The 15,499-nt window shown below is 68.0% G+C and carries 15 protein-coding genes; 8 read left to right on the forward strand and 7 right to left on the reverse strand.

Going from position 1 to position 15,499, the window contains the following annotated elements:
* Window position 1: 1 nt before the first annotated feature.
* Together AC1DZY_RS09890 and mdoH are read right to left on the reverse strand one after the other, a co-directional pair.
* A complete protein-coding gene (locus AC1DZY_RS09890; protein WP_476819935.1) occupies window positions 2–760 on the reverse strand; it encodes an FkbM family methyltransferase in 759 nt (252 codons plus the stop codon).
* Window positions 757–2,577 carry a glucans biosynthesis glucosyltransferase MdoH gene (mdoH, locus tag AC1DZY_RS09895; protein WP_476819936.1) on the reverse strand — a complete coding sequence of 607 codons (1,821 nt, stop codon included), beginning with the start codon at window positions 2,575–2,577 and terminating at the stop codon, window positions 757–759. Before mdoH ends, AC1DZY_RS09890 begins: the two co-directional genes overlap by 4 nt.
* Window positions 2,578–2,671: 94 nt before the next feature.
* Between mdoH and AC1DZY_RS09900 the strand changes: the two genes are divergently transcribed.
* The 5 genes from AC1DZY_RS09900 to AC1DZY_RS09920 are packed head-to-tail and all read left to right on the forward strand — an operon-like array spanning window position 2,672 to window position 6,462.
* Window positions 2,672–3,691: a zinc-dependent alcohol dehydrogenase gene (locus AC1DZY_RS09900; RefSeq protein ID WP_476819937.1), complete on the forward strand. Its 1,020-nt coding sequence runs from the start codon at window positions 2,672–2,674 to the stop codon at window positions 3,689–3,691.
* A complete protein-coding gene (locus AC1DZY_RS09905; RefSeq protein ID WP_476819938.1) occupies window positions 3,688–4,146 on the forward strand; it encodes a bleomycin resistance protein in 459 nt (152 codons plus the stop codon). The genes AC1DZY_RS09900 and AC1DZY_RS09905 overlap by 4 nt, the downstream gene beginning before the upstream one ends.
* A 28-nt stretch (window positions 4,147–4,174) precedes the next feature.
* Entirely contained in the window at window positions 4,175–4,576 is a 402-nt protein-coding gene (locus AC1DZY_RS09910) for a 6-pyruvoyl trahydropterin synthase family protein (protein WP_476819939.1), read from the forward strand.
* Window positions 4,573–5,622: a glycosyltransferase family 4 protein gene (locus tag AC1DZY_RS09915; RefSeq protein ID WP_476819940.1), complete on the forward strand. Its 1,050-nt coding sequence runs from the start codon at window positions 4,573–4,575 to the stop codon at window positions 5,620–5,622. Before AC1DZY_RS09910 ends, AC1DZY_RS09915 begins: the two co-directional genes overlap by 4 nt.
* Window positions 5,623–6,462, forward strand: a complete 840-nt coding sequence (locus AC1DZY_RS09920) for a class I SAM-dependent methyltransferase (protein ID WP_476819941.1) — start codon at window positions 5,623–5,625, stop codon at window positions 6,460–6,462.
* Between the two features lie 7 nt (window positions 6,463–6,469).
* On the opposite strand, the gene AC1DZY_RS09925 is transcribed toward AC1DZY_RS09920, so the two are convergent.
* Window positions 6,470–7,051 carry a cytochrome b gene (locus AC1DZY_RS09925; protein ID WP_476819942.1) on the reverse strand — a complete coding sequence of 194 codons (582 nt, stop codon included), beginning with the start codon at window positions 7,049–7,051 and terminating at the stop codon, window positions 6,470–6,472.
* A 259-nt stretch (window positions 7,052–7,310) separates the two neighbouring features.
* Between AC1DZY_RS09925 and ribA the strand changes: the two genes are divergently transcribed.
* Together ribA and AC1DZY_RS09935 are read left to right on the forward strand one after the other, a co-directional pair.
* Window positions 7,311–8,438 carry a GTP cyclohydrolase II RibA gene (gene ribA, locus AC1DZY_RS09930; protein WP_476819943.1) on the forward strand — a complete coding sequence of 376 codons (1,128 nt, stop codon included), beginning with the start codon at window positions 7,311–7,313 and terminating at the stop codon, window positions 8,436–8,438.
* A gap of 46 nt (window positions 8,439–8,484) precedes the next feature.
* A complete protein-coding gene (locus tag AC1DZY_RS09935; protein ID WP_476819944.1) occupies window positions 8,485–10,839 on the forward strand; it encodes a hypothetical protein in 2,355 nt (784 codons plus the stop codon).
* A gap of 3 nt (window positions 10,840–10,842) precedes the next feature.
* On the opposite strand, the gene AC1DZY_RS09940 is transcribed toward AC1DZY_RS09935, so the two are convergent.
* From AC1DZY_RS09940 to AC1DZY_RS09955, 4 genes are all read right to left on the reverse strand, one after another.
* On the reverse strand, window positions 10,843–11,703 hold the full coding sequence (locus AC1DZY_RS09940) for a TIGR01459 family HAD-type hydrolase (RefSeq protein ID WP_476819945.1): 861 nt from the start codon (window positions 11,701–11,703) through the stop codon (window positions 10,843–10,845).
* The gene (locus tag AC1DZY_RS09945) at window positions 11,703–12,647 is read right to left on the reverse strand and encodes a sugar kinase (protein WP_476819946.1); all 945 of its coding nucleotides are present in this window, start codon (window positions 12,645–12,647) and stop codon (window positions 11,703–11,705) included. The genes AC1DZY_RS09940 and AC1DZY_RS09945 overlap by 1 nt, the downstream gene beginning before the upstream one ends.
* 104 nt (window positions 12,648–12,751) lie before the next feature.
* Window positions 12,752–14,002 (reverse strand): hypothetical protein, encoded by a 1,251-nt coding sequence (locus tag AC1DZY_RS09950; protein WP_476819947.1) that lies wholly within the window; start codon window positions 14,000–14,002, stop codon window positions 12,752–12,754.
* A gap of 91 nt (window positions 14,003–14,093) precedes the next feature.
* Window positions 14,094–14,687: a DUF1134 domain-containing protein gene (locus AC1DZY_RS09955; RefSeq protein ID WP_476819948.1), complete on the reverse strand. Its 594-nt coding sequence runs from the start codon at window positions 14,685–14,687 to the stop codon at window positions 14,094–14,096.
* Between the two features lie 268 nt (window positions 14,688–14,955).
* On the opposite strand from AC1DZY_RS09955, the gene AC1DZY_RS09960 reads away from it, so the two are divergent.
* Window positions 14,956–15,498, forward strand: coding sequence for a YHS domain-containing (seleno)protein (locus tag AC1DZY_RS09960; protein WP_476819949.1), 543 nt, complete (start codon window positions 14,956–14,958; stop codon window positions 15,496–15,498).
* Window position 15,499: the final 1 nt, after the last annotated feature.

Raw genomic sequence — 15,499 nt, forward strand, 5'->3', positions numbered from 1 at the left:
ATCAACTCGTCAGGCTCGCATAGACATCGCCGGAATTGGCGGAGTGAGGCAAGTCTCGCAGGAAGCCACCCATCGCCTCGGCGCTTGCGGGTTCCGACAGTTCCAGCATCTGGCTTTCGCCGAGCGCGATGTTGAAGCGATAGGGCCCGAGCGTCTCCAGCAAGGCGAGGCAGGCCTCGGCGACATCGCGCTGGATCGTGGTGAACTCGAACGAGATCGCCGGCACGAGCCGCGTCAGCCCCGCCAGCACATTGGCCTCGAAGCCCTCGACGTCGATCTTGACCAGCGCCGGCAGGCCGTGTCGCAGGATCAAGGCGTCGAGCGTGGTGCAGGGCACCACGACCTCATGGTCCCAGACCTGACCCTCCCAGCCATCGGCCCCCTGTGCCGCGCCGACGAAGGCCGGCGACGCGGTCGAGACGGTGGGGTTTGCGCTGTTGATCGCGAGCGTGACCGTTCCTTCCCGGTCGCCGCAGGCCGCCTCGACCAGCGTCACCAGCGGGTCGCGGCCATGGATCAGCCGAATCGCCCGCGCCGGACCTGGCTGCGGCTCCAGCGCGACGACGCGCGCACCCAGCCGGCGGAAGGAAGAGATCCTGTCCCCGACATGGGCGCCGATATCGAAGGCGAGGTCGCCGGCTTTGAGGAACTGCCGATAAAGGCGATCCATCGCCGCTTTGCGGGCAAGATCGCCATGATAGACCCGTAGCGAGCGCGAAACCGCCTTCGCCGTACCCTTGGGATAGGCGACCGCTTTCACGCGCGCGTCCCGGACTGGATGGCGACGAGTTCCGCGGGCGCCTCGAAATCCTCGGGGATGCCGCAAAGCCCATGGCGCGCGAACCAGTCGCCGAGCGCTGGCCACGCCGTCAGCATGGCGAAGGGGATCGCCAGGACATAGCCCGCCGTCAGCGGCAGCGACCAGATCAGCACCGTCGGCGACAGCACGAAGAGCGTGCCGAAGATGTAGAGCCCGAACAGCAGATGCGGCCAAAGCCCCGCAAAGGCGGTAGCGAAGGAGAGCGCATGGGCATCGCGCGACTGGCCGTTCCAGCCGATGCGCGAGCGCCCGAAGGCCAGGCCGATCATGAACAGCGTTGTCCGGAAGGTCGAGACCGCGCCCTGCAGGAAGGCGAAGACGACCTCGATCAGCGACGAGGCAATGAAGCGCCCGGTGCCGCCATAGCGCTGCGTCCCGCCCTTGGTCAGCATGATGTCGGCGAAGCCCGCGAGCTTGGGCGAGAGATACATCGAGAAGAACAGCACGTAGAGGAACGCCGCCAGCCCCGATGGATAATTGGCGATGCCGGCGTCCTCGACGACCTTGAGCGGCAGGAGCGCGATCATCAGCGTCCAGGCCGGCAGGCCCAAAAACATCAGGATCGCCCAGACCAGCTGGAACCGGCTCATCGCTTTCAGGCCGGGCAGATCGAGCAGCTTGAGATATTGCAGGTTGCCGAGGCACCAGCGCAGGTCGCGCTTGGCGAATTCGAGCATGGTCGGCGGGTTTTCCTCCCAGCTGCCCATCTCGACGGGCAGCACGCGAACCTCGTAGCCGGCGCGACGCATCAGCGTCGCCTCGACCTGATCGTGGCTCATCACCGCGCCGCCCAGAGGCGGCCCGCCCGGCAGCACCGGCAGATGGCATTCATCGCGGAAGGGCGCGATCCGGACGCAGGCGTTGTGGCCCCAGAACGGCCCGCATTCGCCGATCCACCAGGCCGAACCCATGGTGTAGGGCCGCATGCCGTGGCGCATGCCGAACTGGAAGATGCGCGCAAAGGCGGACTTGCTCGGCATGCCGACCACAAGGCTCTGCAGGATGCCGAGCTTCGGATGCGCCTGCATCATCCGGGTCAGCTTCACGATCGCCTGACCCGACATCACGCTGTCGGCGTCGAGCGGCAGCATGACCTCGTAGCGATCGCCCCAGCGCTCGCAGAACTCGCGGACATTGCCGGCCTTGAAGCCGGCATTGTCGGTGCGGCGGCGATAGGTGACGCGCGAGGCGTCGCCCAGCTCGCCCGCCCATTGCACCGCGAGCGCTTCCTCGCTGGCGGCGACGGCCGGATCATTGGTGTCCGACAGCACGAAATAGTCGAACCAGGCGCCCTCGCCCGTCGCATCCAGGCTTTGCCTGATCACGCGCAGCCGTGCGAAGGCCCGCGCCGGATCCTCGTTGCGCAGCGTCATCAGGATGGCGGTGCGGATCGAGACCGGCGTCGCGACCTCGCCATCGGCGGCGAAGGGGGCGACCTGATCGAGACCGTCCTGCGCGCCATGCAGCAGCCACAGGCCCAGCACCGCGTTCCAGAAGCCGAGCACCGTCCAGGGCGCGCCGAACAGGAAGGCGATGAAGATCACGATGTCGGCAACGGTCCAGCCGCCAGCGCCGAGTACCTGCGCGAGCCCGAGCAGAAGCGCGCCCAGCGTCACGAGATTGAGCGCCAGCACAAGCCAGCGCCGGGCCGAGAGCGTCGCGCTCGCCTGCACGCCGGCGGGCGTCAGGCCGGCCGTCTCCGGTGCGGCCCCTTGCGCGCCCGGCTGGAACGTGGTCGGAGCGGGACGCTGGTTCATGGCGGTCTCTGTCATGCGATCGGTCGACAAGGCTTAAGCTTCAAGAGACTGGCAGCTGGGACGGAGAACGCCGGGATATGGCGCGGGACATCAGATGGCGCAGGAGCTAAAGCCGGCAATCGATTCCGGCGCAAGGCCGAAGGCGACCGCGCTTTGGTATGTTTCGCCGCGTGAATGCGCCCTGAACGAGGTCGCGCTGCCCGCGCTCGGCCCTGACGATTGCCTTATTCGGACGCTCTGGAGCGGCCTGAGCCGCGGCACCGAACGCCTCGTCTTCGAGGGCCGCGTGCCGGCTTCCGAACATGAGCGCATGCGCAGCCCCTTTCAGGAGGGCGCGTTCCCCTTCCCGGTGAAATACGGCTACTGCGCCGTCGGCATGGTCGAGGCCGGCCCGCGCGACATGCTGGGCCGGACCGTGTTCTGCCTGCATCCGCATCAGGATGTCTTCATCGCGCCGCGCGATCGGCTGACGCTTGTGCCAGACGACGTGCCGCCGCGCCGCGCCGTGCTGGCGGCCAATATGGAAACCGCTCTCAACGCGCATTGGGACGCCGGCTCCGGCCCGGCCGACCGCATCGTCGTGGTCGGCGGCGGCGTACTCGGCATGCTGGTCGCCTGGCTCGCGGCGAGGCTGCCGGGCGCGGAGGTCACGCTGGTCGATATCGCGCCCGAGCGGGCGGACCTCGCGCAAAGCCTCGGCTTCGGCTTCGCCCTGCCCAAGGATGCGCCTGCGGACGCCGATCTCGTCTTCCATGTCAGCGCGTCGGGCGCGGGGCTTGCGACCGCCATCGCGAACGCCGGCTTCGAGGCCCGCATCGTCGAACTGAGTTGGTATGGCGAGGGCATGGTGCCAGCCCCGCTGGGCGGCGCGTTCCATGCCAGACGCCTGCAACTGGTCTCCTCGCAGGTCGGCGGCATCGCACCCTCGCGCCGCCCGCGCTGGGGCTATGCGCGCCGCAGCCGCGCGGCGATGGCTCTCCTGGCGGACGCGTCGCTGGATGCGCTGATCACGCACGAGATCGCATTCGCCGAGGCTCCCGCCCGCCTGCCGGCCTTGTTCGCGGCCGGCGCGGCTGGTCTTACCACGGTGATTTGCTATGGGTCGCGGCCATGACCATATCCGCCGCCTTGCGCTCCGCCCCACGCCCGAAACTGGTCCCGGAACTCAACGTCACCGAGATCGGCGCGAGCCTGCGCTTCTGGCGCGACTTGCTCGGTTTCCGGATCGTCTACGATCGCCCCGAGCAGGGCTTTGCCGCCATCGAGCGCGACGGCGTCGAATTCATGCTCGAACAGCACGGGGCCGGCCCGGCTGAGCGCGCCAATATCTGGGACACCGCGCCGCTCGACCGCCCCTTTGGCCGCGGCATCAATTTCGAGATTTCCGTCGAGGATGTCGGCGTTTTGATCGACACGCTGCATGCGGCCGGCTGGCCGATCTTCTTTGGCCCCGAGGAACGCTGGTATCGCGCCGGCGATCACGAGGTCGGCCAGCGCCAGTTTCTCGTACAGGATCCCGATGGCTATCTGCTGCGTTTCGCACAATCGCTCGGCCGGCGTGCCGCCTGAACCGTCTCCAGCTCCAAGGAAGCCCTGCATGTTTTCCGTCGAAGTCCGCGACCGCATCATGATCGGCCATTCCCTGCCCGATCCCTTCTTCGGCCCGGCGCAAAACATGCATGGCGCGACCTTCGTCGTCGATGTCGCTTTCTTCAGGGCGCAGATGACGCGCCAGAATGTCGTGGTCGATATCGGAGCCGCGCTCGACGTGCTGAACAAGACGCTGAAGCCCCTGAACTATCAGAACCTCGACCTGCTGCCGCAGTTCAAGGGCGTGCTGACGACGACCGAATTCCTCTGCAAATACATCTTCGATGCGATGGCCACGGCCGCGAAATCCGGTGCGCTCGGCGAGGATGGCGCCGGGCTTGCGCGCATCAGGGTGACGCTGCACGAGACCGATCTCGCCCGCGCTTCCTATGAGGGCGCGCTGGCGTGAGCGGCATCGCTTTCGCCATTCCAGGCGATCTCGAGCTGCCGACCGGCGGTTATGGCTATGATCGCCGGCTGCTGGCGGAATGGCGCGAAACCGGCGTCGCGGCGCGGCATCTCGCTCTGCCCGGCTCGTTTCCTAACCCGACCGCTGGCGATCTCGACGAGACCAGCCGCCTGCTCCTGTCGCAAGCCAGCGACAGCATTCTGCTGATCGACGGGCTCGCCTTTGGCGCATTTCGCGAAAACATCGCGGCGAGCCTCGCCGGACGCGTCGTGGCGCTCGTGCACCACCCGCTTTCGCTGGAGACCGGAACCGCGCCGGAGCGCGCACGGGAGCTGAGGGCGAGCGAAACCGCAGCCCTGGCACATGCCGCCGCCATCGTGGTGACGAGCCCGGCGACGAAGCGCCTGCTGGTCGCCGATTTTGGCGTCTCCGATGCCCGGATCACGGTAGCGGTACCCGGCGTCGATGCCGCGCCGCGCGCCCAGGGCGGGCCGCGCGGTGGAGGCCCAAACCTGCTCGCAGTCGGCTCGCTGGTGCCGCGCAAGGGCTATGACGTGCTGGTCTCGGCGCTGACTGGCGTTGTGGATCGGAACTGGAGCCTGACGATCATCGGCGCGCAGGATCGCGCGCCGCGGACGACCCACGCGCTCAAAGCGCAGATCGCCGCCGCCGGCTTGCAGGACAGGATCACGCTCGCCGGCGCCGTCGACGATGCCACGCTGGCGCGCGCCTACGACACGGCCGACCTGTTCGTCATGCCCTCCCTGTTCGAGGGCTACGGTATGGTGCTGACCGAGGCGCTGGCGCGCGGTTTGCCGGTACTGTGCACGACCGGCGGCGCGGCCGCCGATACGGCCCCCGATGCGGCTGCGCTGAAGGTGGCGCCAGGTGATGTCGAGGCGCTTGCCAAAGCCCTCGCCGGGCTGATTGATGCACCCGCCCGCCGGGCGGCGATGGCGGATGCGGCCTGGGCTGCGTCGGCCGCGCTGCCGCGCTGGCGCGAGACGGCGGCGATCGTCGCCGAGGTTTGCCGGAAGGTGATGTAGATGGGTGGTTTCTCCCCCGATTGGCTGGCCCTGCGCGAGCCTGCCGACCATGCGGCGCGCAACCAGCAGGTGCTGGCGGCCGTCGGCGCGCATTTCGCGTCGAAGAACTCCCTGAGCATCGTCGATCTCGGCTGCGGCGCGGGCTCGAACCTGCGCGGGGCCTTCGCGGCGCTGCCCGCACGCCAGCACTGGACGCTGGTCGACTATGACCAGCGCCTGCTCGACACAGCCCGCGAGCGCCTGCGCGATTGGGCGGACGAGGCGCGCGAGCAGGGCGAGGAACTCGTCCTCGCCAAGGCAGGCAAGTCGATCACAGTCGATTTCCGCCAGGCCGACCTCAACAAGGATCTCGAATGGGTGCTCGGCTGGCAGCCCGATCTGGTGACGGCTGCGGCCCTGTTCGACCTGACCTCGAAACGCTGGATAGAGCGCTTCGTCGCGGCGCTCGCGAGCCAGCGTCTGCCGCTCTACACCGTTCTGACCTATGACGGCCGCGAGAAATGGCAGCCGCCGCACCCGGCAGACGCTCGCATGCTGGCGGCCTTCGCCCACCACCAGAAGACCGACAAGGGCTTTGGCCCGGCGGCCGGCCCCGAGGCGACCGGGATCATGGCGGAAGCCTTCCGCAAATCAGGTTTCGCCGTTTCGACCGCCGACAGCGCCTGGACGATCGAGGCCGATCAGCGCGACCTCGCCGACGCGCTGCTGCACGGCATTGCCGACGCCGTGCTGGAAACCGGGCATCTTGACGCCGCGACCGTGGCCGACTGGCTGGAACAGCGGGCGGCGTCGGTCTCCGGCCTCGTCGGCCACAACGATCTCTGGGCGCGGCCCGTCTGATGCCGCGCTATTTCCTGAGGCCGGGCAGCATCCGCCTCAGCACGCCATCCTTCAGGAACAGGTGGTGGAACAGCGCCGCGCCGATATGCGCGCCGACCAGAAGCGCGATCACGATCGCGAGGTTGCCATGGACGTTCAGGACCGCTTCCGCCAGCGCCTGATCCGGCTTGGCTAGCGCAGGCAGGTTGAACAGCCCGAAGACGTCCAGCGACGGATAGAGCGAGACGCCGATCCAGCCGAGCATGGGCACGATCAGCAGCAGGCCGTAGAGCAGCCAGTGTACCAGATGCGAGGCCGCCTTCTGCCACCAAAGCAGCGTCGGCTCGTCAGGCGGAGCGCCATGGACGAGCCTGTATGCGAGCCGCCCGGCGACCAGCCACAGCAGCAGGAAACCGATCAGCTTGTGCGAGCTGAACAGCGCATTGGTCAGCCCGTCCCAAATGTTCAGGGTGTTGCCGCGATAGGTCATCGCGAAGCCGAGCGGGATCATGATGAAAACCGCGCCAGCGGTCAGCCAGTGCAGATGGCGGGCCACAGCGCTGTACGCAGCCGGCACGGCTGGGCTTTTCGCAGGTTCGTCGGCGCGCATGGATGCTTCCCCTCCCCTTGCGGAATGCCTGCTTAGGCGGCAGTTTCCTGATATTCATCTCATGTTCAATCTCGCATCCCTATACGCGCTTCGAGCAGATTGGACGTGCCGACCATCCGCTGACGAGAACGTGACGGCGGCGGGAACACGGAATGCCACCCGCACGTTTGACGAGACGCCCATATGAGACGATCCGTATCGCGGCTGTAGACGTAGTACCTCCTCTGCCGGGTGCCGGCGCAATCTGACGGACACTGCAATGCCTAAGTCGCGTACGCTCTTCGGACGCTCCGACGAAACCAGTCTGGTTGCGGTCGATAGGGCAATCTCGGAATTCCGCGCCGGCCGCCCCGTGCTGCTTCGCGATGGCGCGTCTCTCGCGCTCGCCTTGTCCGCCGAACTCGCGGATGCCGACCTTGTGCAGCGGCTCGACGAACTGGCGCAAGGCAATGCCCATCTCGTGCTCAGCGCGGCCCGCCTGCGCCGTCTTGGCGCGAAAGGCCGGTCGGAGACCGGCATCTTCGCGATGCCGAGCATCGATCTCGCCCGCGTCGAGACGCTCGCGCTCAAAACCGACAGCAAGGTCGACGCGCCGATCGCGCCCGCCGCCGCGCTGGACAATGCCGCGCTTGAGCTGGCGCGGCTCGCGCTCGTGCTGCCTGCGGTCGTGCTGGTGCCGGTGTCGGCGCAGGCCGTCGCGGGCGAGCCGCTGATCGAGGCCACGATCGAGGCCGTCAACGCCTATCGCGCCGCGCAGGCCGCATCGCTGACGATCGTCGGCCGTGCGCCGGTTCCGCTGGAGGGCGCGCCGGAGACCGAATTCGTCGTCTTCCGTGGCGGCGAGGGTCTGCGCGATCAGGTCGCGATCATCGTCGGCAGCCCGGACCTGAGCGAGGCGGTTCCGGTGCGGCTGCATTCGGCCTGCCTAACCGGCGACCTGTTCGGCTCGCTGAAATGTGATTGCGGCGACCAGCTGCGCGAAACCGTGCAATGGATGGCCGAGAACGAGGGCGGCATCTTGCTTTATCTCGATCAGGAAGGCCGCGGAAACGGCATCTCCAACAAGATGCGCGCCTACAAGCTTCAGAGCCAGGGCTGGGACACCTATGACGCCGACGAGGTGCTCGGCTTCGACCTCGACCAGCGCCATTTCGATTTCGCCGCCACGATGCTGAAACAGCTCGGCGTCAGCAAGGTGACCGCGCTGACCAACAACCCGCTCAAGGTCGGCGCCATCAAGGCGGCCGGGCTCGAGGTCGCGGCGACGCAGCGCGTCCTCGGCCGGCCCAATATCCATAATGTCCGCTATCTCGCCTCGAAGCGCGACCGCGCCGGCCATTTCATCGACATGGACGCGCTGATGGCGCGGGCCGCGCCCAAGGACTGAGCGGCGCGGCATTGAATGACGCGCGGACTTCGGGCACAGCCGCCTGATGTCGAAGCCAGCTCGCCCCGATTACGGCTCCAAGCCGACACGCTGGCCACTGGCCGGCGTGGTCTGCATCGTGATCCTGGCCTGGGCCGCGCTGTCGTGGCCGTGGCTTTCGGGCGCGGTCACCATTCCCTGGGACGCCAAGGCGCATTTCCAGCCGCAGCTCCAGTTCCTCGCCAGCAGCTGGCACAAGGGCCTCTCGCCGTTCTGGACGCCTTACGTCTTCTCCGGCTCGCCGCAGGTCGCCGATCCGCAATCGCTGATCTTTTCACCCTCCTTCGCACTGCTGGCGGCGCTGAACCCCGCGCCGGATTTCCGCTGGGGCGACGGCGCGGTGCTGGGTACGCTGCTGGCCGGCGCGCTTGCCATCGTCGTGCTGTTCCGAGACCGCGACTGGCACCCGGCAGGCGCGACTGTCGCAGCGCTCGCCTTCGCTTTTGGGGCTTCGGCCGCATGGCGCATCCAGCATGTCGGGCAGGTGTTGAGCCTCGGCTATTTCGCGATCACGCTGGTCCTGGTCGCGCGGGCGCTGGAGCGCGGCTCACTGCTCTACGGCTTCGCGGCCGGCGTTTTCGCAGGCTTCATGGTTCTTGGCCGCGATCAGGTCGCGCTGCTGGGCGTCTATGTTCTGGCGGGCCTCGTCATCGCCGCCGTCGTGATGGCGCAACGGCCATTGCGCGCTCTCAAGGGCAGCCTGCTGCCGCTGATCGCAGGCGGCGTCGGAGCCGTCCTCGTCGCCACGCTGCCGATCCTGCTGACAGCCTTCTTCGCCGGGGAATCCAACCGTCCCGAGATCGACCTGATCGGCGCGGGCAAGGGCTCGCTGCATCCCGCCGCCCTGCTGACCGGGCTCTTCGCCAACCTGTTTGGCGCGGCAGGTCCGCTCGACAATTTCTGGGGCGCGCCGAGCCCGGCCTGGGAGGCACGCTTCGGCCCGCTCGAACTCTATCTCGCCCGCAATATGAGCCAGCTCTATCTCGGCCTGCTGCCGATGGGGCTGATCCTGACTGTGGGCATCGTGCGCGGTGCATTGCTGCGGCGTGAGATCGTCGCGCTGAGCGTGGCTGCACTGCTCGTGCTGATCTTCGCGCTCGGGCGCTACACGCCGGGCTTTCGCCTGCTCTTCGAACTGCCGGGCATCAGCTTCTACCGCAGGCCGGCGGACGCGCTGTTCGTCCTGGGCGCATTGCTGGCGCTACTGGGCGGCTATCTCACCCATCTCGTCATGACCTGCGCCGCCCCGCGCGCAAAGCCTTGGCAGCTGGCGCTGGAGATCGCGATCTTCGCGGGCGCGCTCGCGCTGGCGCTCTGGCTGGCCTGGACGGTCGGCCGCCTGAACGTCGCAGCCGTGCCGCTGCTGACGGCCCTGCTCTGCGCCGGGCTGACTCTTGGGGCCTTGGCGGCGGCGCGGGGCTTGAGCCTGCAAGGCTCGAAGCTGGCGGCCGCGATCGTGCTCGGCGCCGTCCTGACTATCGATCTCTCGGTCAACAACGGGCCAAGCGAGTCCACCGCCCTGCCCTCGCAGATGTACGACGTGCTGCGCGCCGACAGCAAAAACGAGACGATCGCCCTGCTCAAGCGCGAGACAGCCCGCACAGCCGCACCCGATCGGCGCGACCGCATCGAGCTTGCCGGCATCGATTTCCACTGGCCCAATGCCAGCCTCGTCCACGAACTCGACAACACGCTGGGCTACAACCCGCTCAGGCTCGGCCTCTACAGCAGGGCGACGGGTGCGGAGGACCATGTCGCCCTCCCCGACCAGCGCAAGTTCTCCGCGCTGATGCCGGGCTACCGTTCGCTGCTCGCCGACATGCTCGGTCTGCGCTTCATCGCGACCGGCGTGCCCGCCGAGCAGATCGACAAAAGCCTGAAGCCCGGCGACCTCACGCAGATCGCCCGCACCACGGACGCCTATGTCTACGAAAATCCGCGCGCCCTGCCGCGCGTGCTGCTGGTGACCAAGGCAGAGAAAGCCGATTTCGACGCGATCCTGACGACCGGGCAATGGCCGAAAGGCTTCGACCCGCGTCAGACCGTGCTACTCGACCGTGATCCGCCGCCCGTGCCGACCGGCCCGGCGCAAGCCGGTTCCGTCATCATCGCCGATTACGGCACGACCGAAGTGACGCTGAAGATCGACGCGCCGCGTGGCGGATTCGTCGTGCTCAACGATGTCTGGCACCATTGGTGGCAGGTCGAGATCGACGGCAAGCCAGCCGAACTTCTGCGCGCCAATGTGCTGTTTAGGGCTGTGGCCGTGCCGCCGGGGCGCACGACGGTGCGGTTCGTGTTCAAACCGTTCGAGGGGTTGTTTGCGGATATTGGGAGGCGGGTGCGGGCGGGGCGGAGCTGACCTTCAGGCCAACGCCCCCATCGCCGCGACCGGCTGCGCGCTCTGCCCCACCAGCACCCGCGCTAGCCCAGCCGGATCGATCTCCACCCCCCGCATCGTCGCGTCGCGGTGGATGCCGCCGGCGATGAACAGACTGTCGAAGCCCATCATCAGCGCGCCGGCGAGATCGGTGCGCACCGCATCGCCGATCACCAGAACCTTCGCCGGATCGACAGCGCGCCCGCCGCGCGCTTCCAGCGCCGCCGCGAGCGCCAGATCATAGGCCGGGCGATGCGGCTTGCCCGCCCAAGCGACGCTGCCGCCGAGGTCCTCATAGATGGTCGCCAGCGCCCCGGCGCAGGGTAAAAGATCTTCTCCGACATGGACAACGAGATCGGGATTGCCGCAGATGAAGGGCAGGCCGCGCGCCGCGAAGCGCTCCAGCAGCGGGCGATACTGCTGCGGCGTCTCGGTGCGGTAGTCATTGAGCTCGGTCGCGACGACGAGATCGGCCTCGTCCTCGCCCACCAGCTCGATATCCGCGCCGGCAAACACGGCGCGGTCGCTTTGCCAACCAATATGGAAGACCTTGCGATGGCGGCTGGCGGCGATCAGCGCCTTGGTGACGTCGCCCGATGTGATCAGCCTGTCCCAGCAGTCGCGCGGCACACGCTTGCGGTCGAGCAGGTCCGCGACCTGCTCCGAGGGGCTGGGCGCATTCGAGAGCAGGACCACCGCCCCACCCGCCTCGCGAAAACGCGTCAGCGCCGCGCAGGCCGGCGGCAGCGCCCAGACGCCGTCATGCACCACGCCCCAGACATCGCTGATCAGCACGTCGTAGCGGGCAAGCAAGGCGCCCGCCTCGTTCAGGATCGGCACGGCCATCAATGTGCTTTCTCAGCTTCCAGCGCCATGCGCGCCTCGACATCGACGCGGCGCGGCAGCGGCGCGACCGCGCCATAGCCTTGCGTCGAGAGCGCGGCGGCGACATTGGCGTAGGCGCCGGCGGCAAAAGCATCGCCGGTGCGCAGATATTCCGACAGGAACGCGCCGTCATAGCAGTCGCCCGCGCCGGTGGCGTCGATCGCCTCGACTTTGATCGGCACCAGCCGCTCGCGTCGCTCGGGCGTCGCCACCAGCGAACCCTCATGGCTAAGCGTCAGCGCCACGACCTTGGCGCCGAGGCCCAGATAGAAATCGACGATGGCGTCGGGCGCGCTCAGTCCGGTGAGATGCGTCGCGTCGTCGAGGCCGGGCAAGACGATGTCGGCGATAGTGCAGGCGGCGTGGATGATGGCGCGCGCCCGTGTCAGCGGCCAGAGCTTGAGCCTGAGATTCGTGTCGTAGGCGGTCAGCACGCCGGCCGCGCGGGCGAGCGCGAAGGCCTCGAACACCGCGTCGCAGGCGCTGGCCGAGATCGCCTGGCTGATGCCCGAGGCCTGGATGATGCGGGCCGAGGCAAGCGCCGCGCGCGGCAGGTCACGCGGCCCGTAGAGGCTCGCAGCCGATCCGGCGCGCAGATAGGAGAAGACATGGCCAGCAGGGCCGTGGTCGACGAAGTAAAGCCCGGTCGGCGCGCTCGCATGCGTGGAGACGAAGCCTGCATCGACGCCTTCGCGCGCCCAGAGCTCGCGGATCGAGCGGCCGGCCATGTCGTCGCCGAGCGCGCCGGCAAAGCCTGTCCTGGCGCCCTGACGGGCCGCAGCGATGGCGCAGTTGGAGGTGTCGCCGCCATGGCCGAACTGGAAGGCGCCGGTGTCGGCCCGCGTCGCGTTGAACTCGCCCAGCGGCTCGCCGATGCAGAGGATGTCGAGGGCAGGCTCGGTCACGGCGAAAACCATCTCAGACGGGCGATCGGGCGCGCCATGGCGCAGGCGCGCCTTCCTAGAACATCATACCCGAAAGAGGAAACCGGTTTTCGCGGGAAACGGCGCTATTCCGCCGCTTCCTGCTTCGGCGGCATGGTCATCAGCCGTTCGGCGACCTTCATGATCTCCTGCCGCAGCGCGGCATGGCCATTGTCCTGCACCACTGGCGCGAGCGCGCCCTTGCCTGCTTTTGCGAGTTCGCGTTTCAGCCTGAGACGGTCGGTCCGCGCCTGCGACAGCGCGCCCTGCAGCGTCACGATCTCGGCATGGAGCGTCTCCAGACGCTGCTCGCGCTCGCGCAGATCCTCCTGCATGGCCGCGATCTCCCCGGTCCGTTTCACCCCGTCGCGCTGTCCGGCTTCCGTGACCTCGGCGAGCGCGGCCTCGGCGAGCGCGGCCTCGGCTGCCGCCTGCGCCTCGGCGGCGGCCTGACGCAACAGGATTTCCTGCCCGAGAACGCCGTCGATCCGCGCCGCTTCGGCTGAGGCGATCACGCTTGCCGCATTCGCCGCCGCAAGGCCGGACTCCGCCTGTGAAGCGCGGGCATCGAGTGCATCGCCACGCAGCCGCTCGGCATCGCGATCCGCGGTCGTCGCCTTCAGAGTTGCCTCGGTTGCGGCTAATCTGATCGAGAGCTCGTCGCGCTTGCCTTCCAGCACCAGGATCTGCGTGCGGCCCTCGACCTGGAGGACGCGCAGGGCGTCGCTCTCGGTCCGCAATACCGCAAGTTCGGCCTCGCGCCCGGCCAGCAGCGCTTCGACACGGCCGAGCGTGGCGCGCTCCTGCGCCAGTTCGCCGCTGCGCGCGGCAAGGTCGCCGCTCGTGCCGGTCAATGCGCTGCGTGTCTCGGCGAGGCTGTGCTCGACGGCGGCAAGGTCGGCTACGCGTTTGTCCAGCGTCTCCTGGCTCGCGGCATGGGCCGCGATTTCCCCGGCGAGACGCGCGCTCGTCGCGCTGAGTTCGCTTTGCGTCGCGGCCAGTTGGCCCTCAAGTTCGGCAATGCGGCCTTCGCGGGCGTTGACCGTCCGCTCGAGCTGGCCGATCGCCATGTCGCGGCGGCCGATCTCCTGCATCGCGCCGGCCTTGACGGCGAAGCCGCGCTCCGCCTGCTGCTCGAGGCCACGCGCCCGCAGCGCCAGTTCGGCCCGCAAATGATCGCGATCGGCGGCGATTTCGGCGAGCGACAGGGGAAAGGCAGCCTCAGCTCGCCTACGCGCCAGTCTGTCGGCGCGACGCGCCAACGCAGGCACGGCCGCCAAAGCGAGCAAGGTCGCCGACAGGAAGCCCAGCGTGACAAGCATGACGGCTTCGATCAAGGCTTGCCACTCCGCCTGCGGATACGATCAGACAATGAAATAGTCTGCCATGCTGGCGGCTTTCTGGCGAGAGCCCACCGGCCCTGATCGCTCAGAAGGGGTTCCAGGTCGCCTGCGGCGTGAACTTGAGATAGCCGAGATTGACGCCGAGACGCCAGCCGACGCCGGTGCGGATCGGCACCAGCGTGACGCCCTCGGCCGCCATCGCGGTGAAGCCGAAGCCGCCGATGAAATAGGCGGAGCCGTCGACACCGACATAGCGCTGATAGAGCGCATCGACCGCCGGCAGATTATAGACGAGCATCATCGTGCGCGCGCCCTCGCCGCCGAAGTCGAAGCCGACCGACGGACCCTGCCAAAACACTTTGCGGTCCCCGGCATTGCGCGTGAACAGCGTGCCCTCGCCGTAGCGCAGGCCGCCGACGAAGGCGCCGGACGCCTCCTGCCCCAGGACATAGCCATTGGGCTCGCCCCAGCGCCGCACCGCCTCCTCGACCGTCAGCGCGAGACCGCGCGAAACGTTGCCGAAGAACTGATGGCCGGAGCCGACGAGTTCGTTCTGGCTGAAGGAACGGTTCTGCTCGTAGTTCTGCTGCTGGCTCGCGGCGGGAACAGGATATCCGGCAAGCGCTGCGCCAGTGAGCGCAAGGCCACCGGTCACGAAGTTTCGGCGTGTCTGGATCATGGGATCATCTCCGGGCTGGGCGCCAGTTCATGAAGTCGGCTCGGCCTGGCTCCGGGCGGCGCGCTCGCCGGCCGGCCCGTGGCGATCCTCCTTCTGGAGGGGAGACCAAGGAGCGTGCGAGACCGCGACGCTCCGAACTCAAAAATCATGACGCCGCGCAAATACGCACCATTTCGGTAACCGGATAGATACGACGCAAGTGTATCCAAGCCGTGAAGATTCCGGCTTGCCGGGACGCTCCAACAGCCACTTTCGAGGATTTGCTGCGATGAAGGCCGTAACATGGCGGCGCTGGGTCTCGATCGCGGCTGGAGCCGTGGTTCTGGCGTTGACCCTGGCGATCCCGCCCGCGCTCGGCGCCAAGACGCCTATGGGCGCCAATCCCGGCCTGCCGCCCGGCCTGCCGGAGCTGCCGCGCCTCGGCGAAATCATGCAGCGCGATCTGCGTTCTGGACTGGCTTTGCACGGCTTTGACCCAGTCGCCTATCAGGCGCAGGCGCGCGCCGTGCCGGGCCAGCCCAACTACGAACTGGTCCATCGCGGCTCGGTCTGGCGTTTCGCCTCCGCGGCCAATCGCGAGGCCTTCCGCGATGCGCCGGAGGCCTATGAGCCGGCCTTCGCCGGCTTCGACGCGACACGCGTCGCCGACGGCCACGCCGTCGAGACCGACCCGCGCCAGTTCGCCGTGGTCGGCTCGCGCCTGTTCCTGTTTCGCACGCAGCAGAACCGCGCGACCTTCGTCAAGGATACGAGCCTGCTCGCTTCCGCCGAAGCGCAGTGGCAGGAGGTCTACCAGACCATCGCCCGCTGAT

The sequence above is a fragment of the Allobosea sp. P2_A10 genome, assembly GCF_056405115.1.

Excerpts from the sequence above, each read along its gene's own strand:
- mdoH (WP_476819936.1), bottom strand. The coding sequence starts at position 2,577 with ATGAACCAGCGTCCCGCTCCGACCACGTTCCAGCCGGGCGCGCAAGGG.
- AC1DZY_RS09900 (WP_476819937.1), top strand. The coding sequence starts at position 2,672 with ATGGCGCAGGAGCTAAAGCCGGCAATCGATTCCGGCGCAAGGCCGAAG.
- AC1DZY_RS09905 (WP_476819938.1), top strand. The coding sequence starts at position 3,688 with ATGACCATATCCGCCGCCTTGCGCTCCGCCCCACGCCCGAAACTGGTC.
- AC1DZY_RS09910 (WP_476819939.1), top strand. The coding sequence starts at position 4,175 with ATGTTTTCCGTCGAAGTCCGCGACCGCATCATGATCGGCCATTCCCTG.
- AC1DZY_RS09920 (WP_476819941.1), top strand. The coding sequence starts at position 5,623 with ATGGGTGGTTTCTCCCCCGATTGGCTGGCCCTGCGCGAGCCTGCCGAC.
- AC1DZY_RS09925 (WP_476819942.1), bottom strand. The coding sequence starts at position 7,051 with ATGCGCGCCGACGAACCTGCGAAAAGCCCAGCCGTGCCGGCTGCGTAC.
- ribA (WP_476819943.1), top strand. The coding sequence starts at position 7,311 with ATGCCTAAGTCGCGTACGCTCTTCGGACGCTCCGACGAAACCAGTCTG.
- AC1DZY_RS09935 (WP_476819944.1), top strand. The coding sequence starts at position 8,485 with ATGTCGAAGCCAGCTCGCCCCGATTACGGCTCCAAGCCGACACGCTGG.
- AC1DZY_RS09940 (WP_476819945.1), bottom strand. The coding sequence starts at position 11,703 with ATGGCCGTGCCGATCCTGAACGAGGCGGGCGCCTTGCTTGCCCGCTAC.
- AC1DZY_RS09955 (WP_476819948.1), bottom strand. The coding sequence starts at position 14,687 with ATGATCCAGACACGCCGAAACTTCGTGACCGGTGGCCTTGCGCTCACT.
- AC1DZY_RS09960 (WP_476819949.1), top strand. The coding sequence starts at position 14,956 with ATGAAGGCCGTAACATGGCGGCGCTGGGTCTCGATCGCGGCTGGAGCC.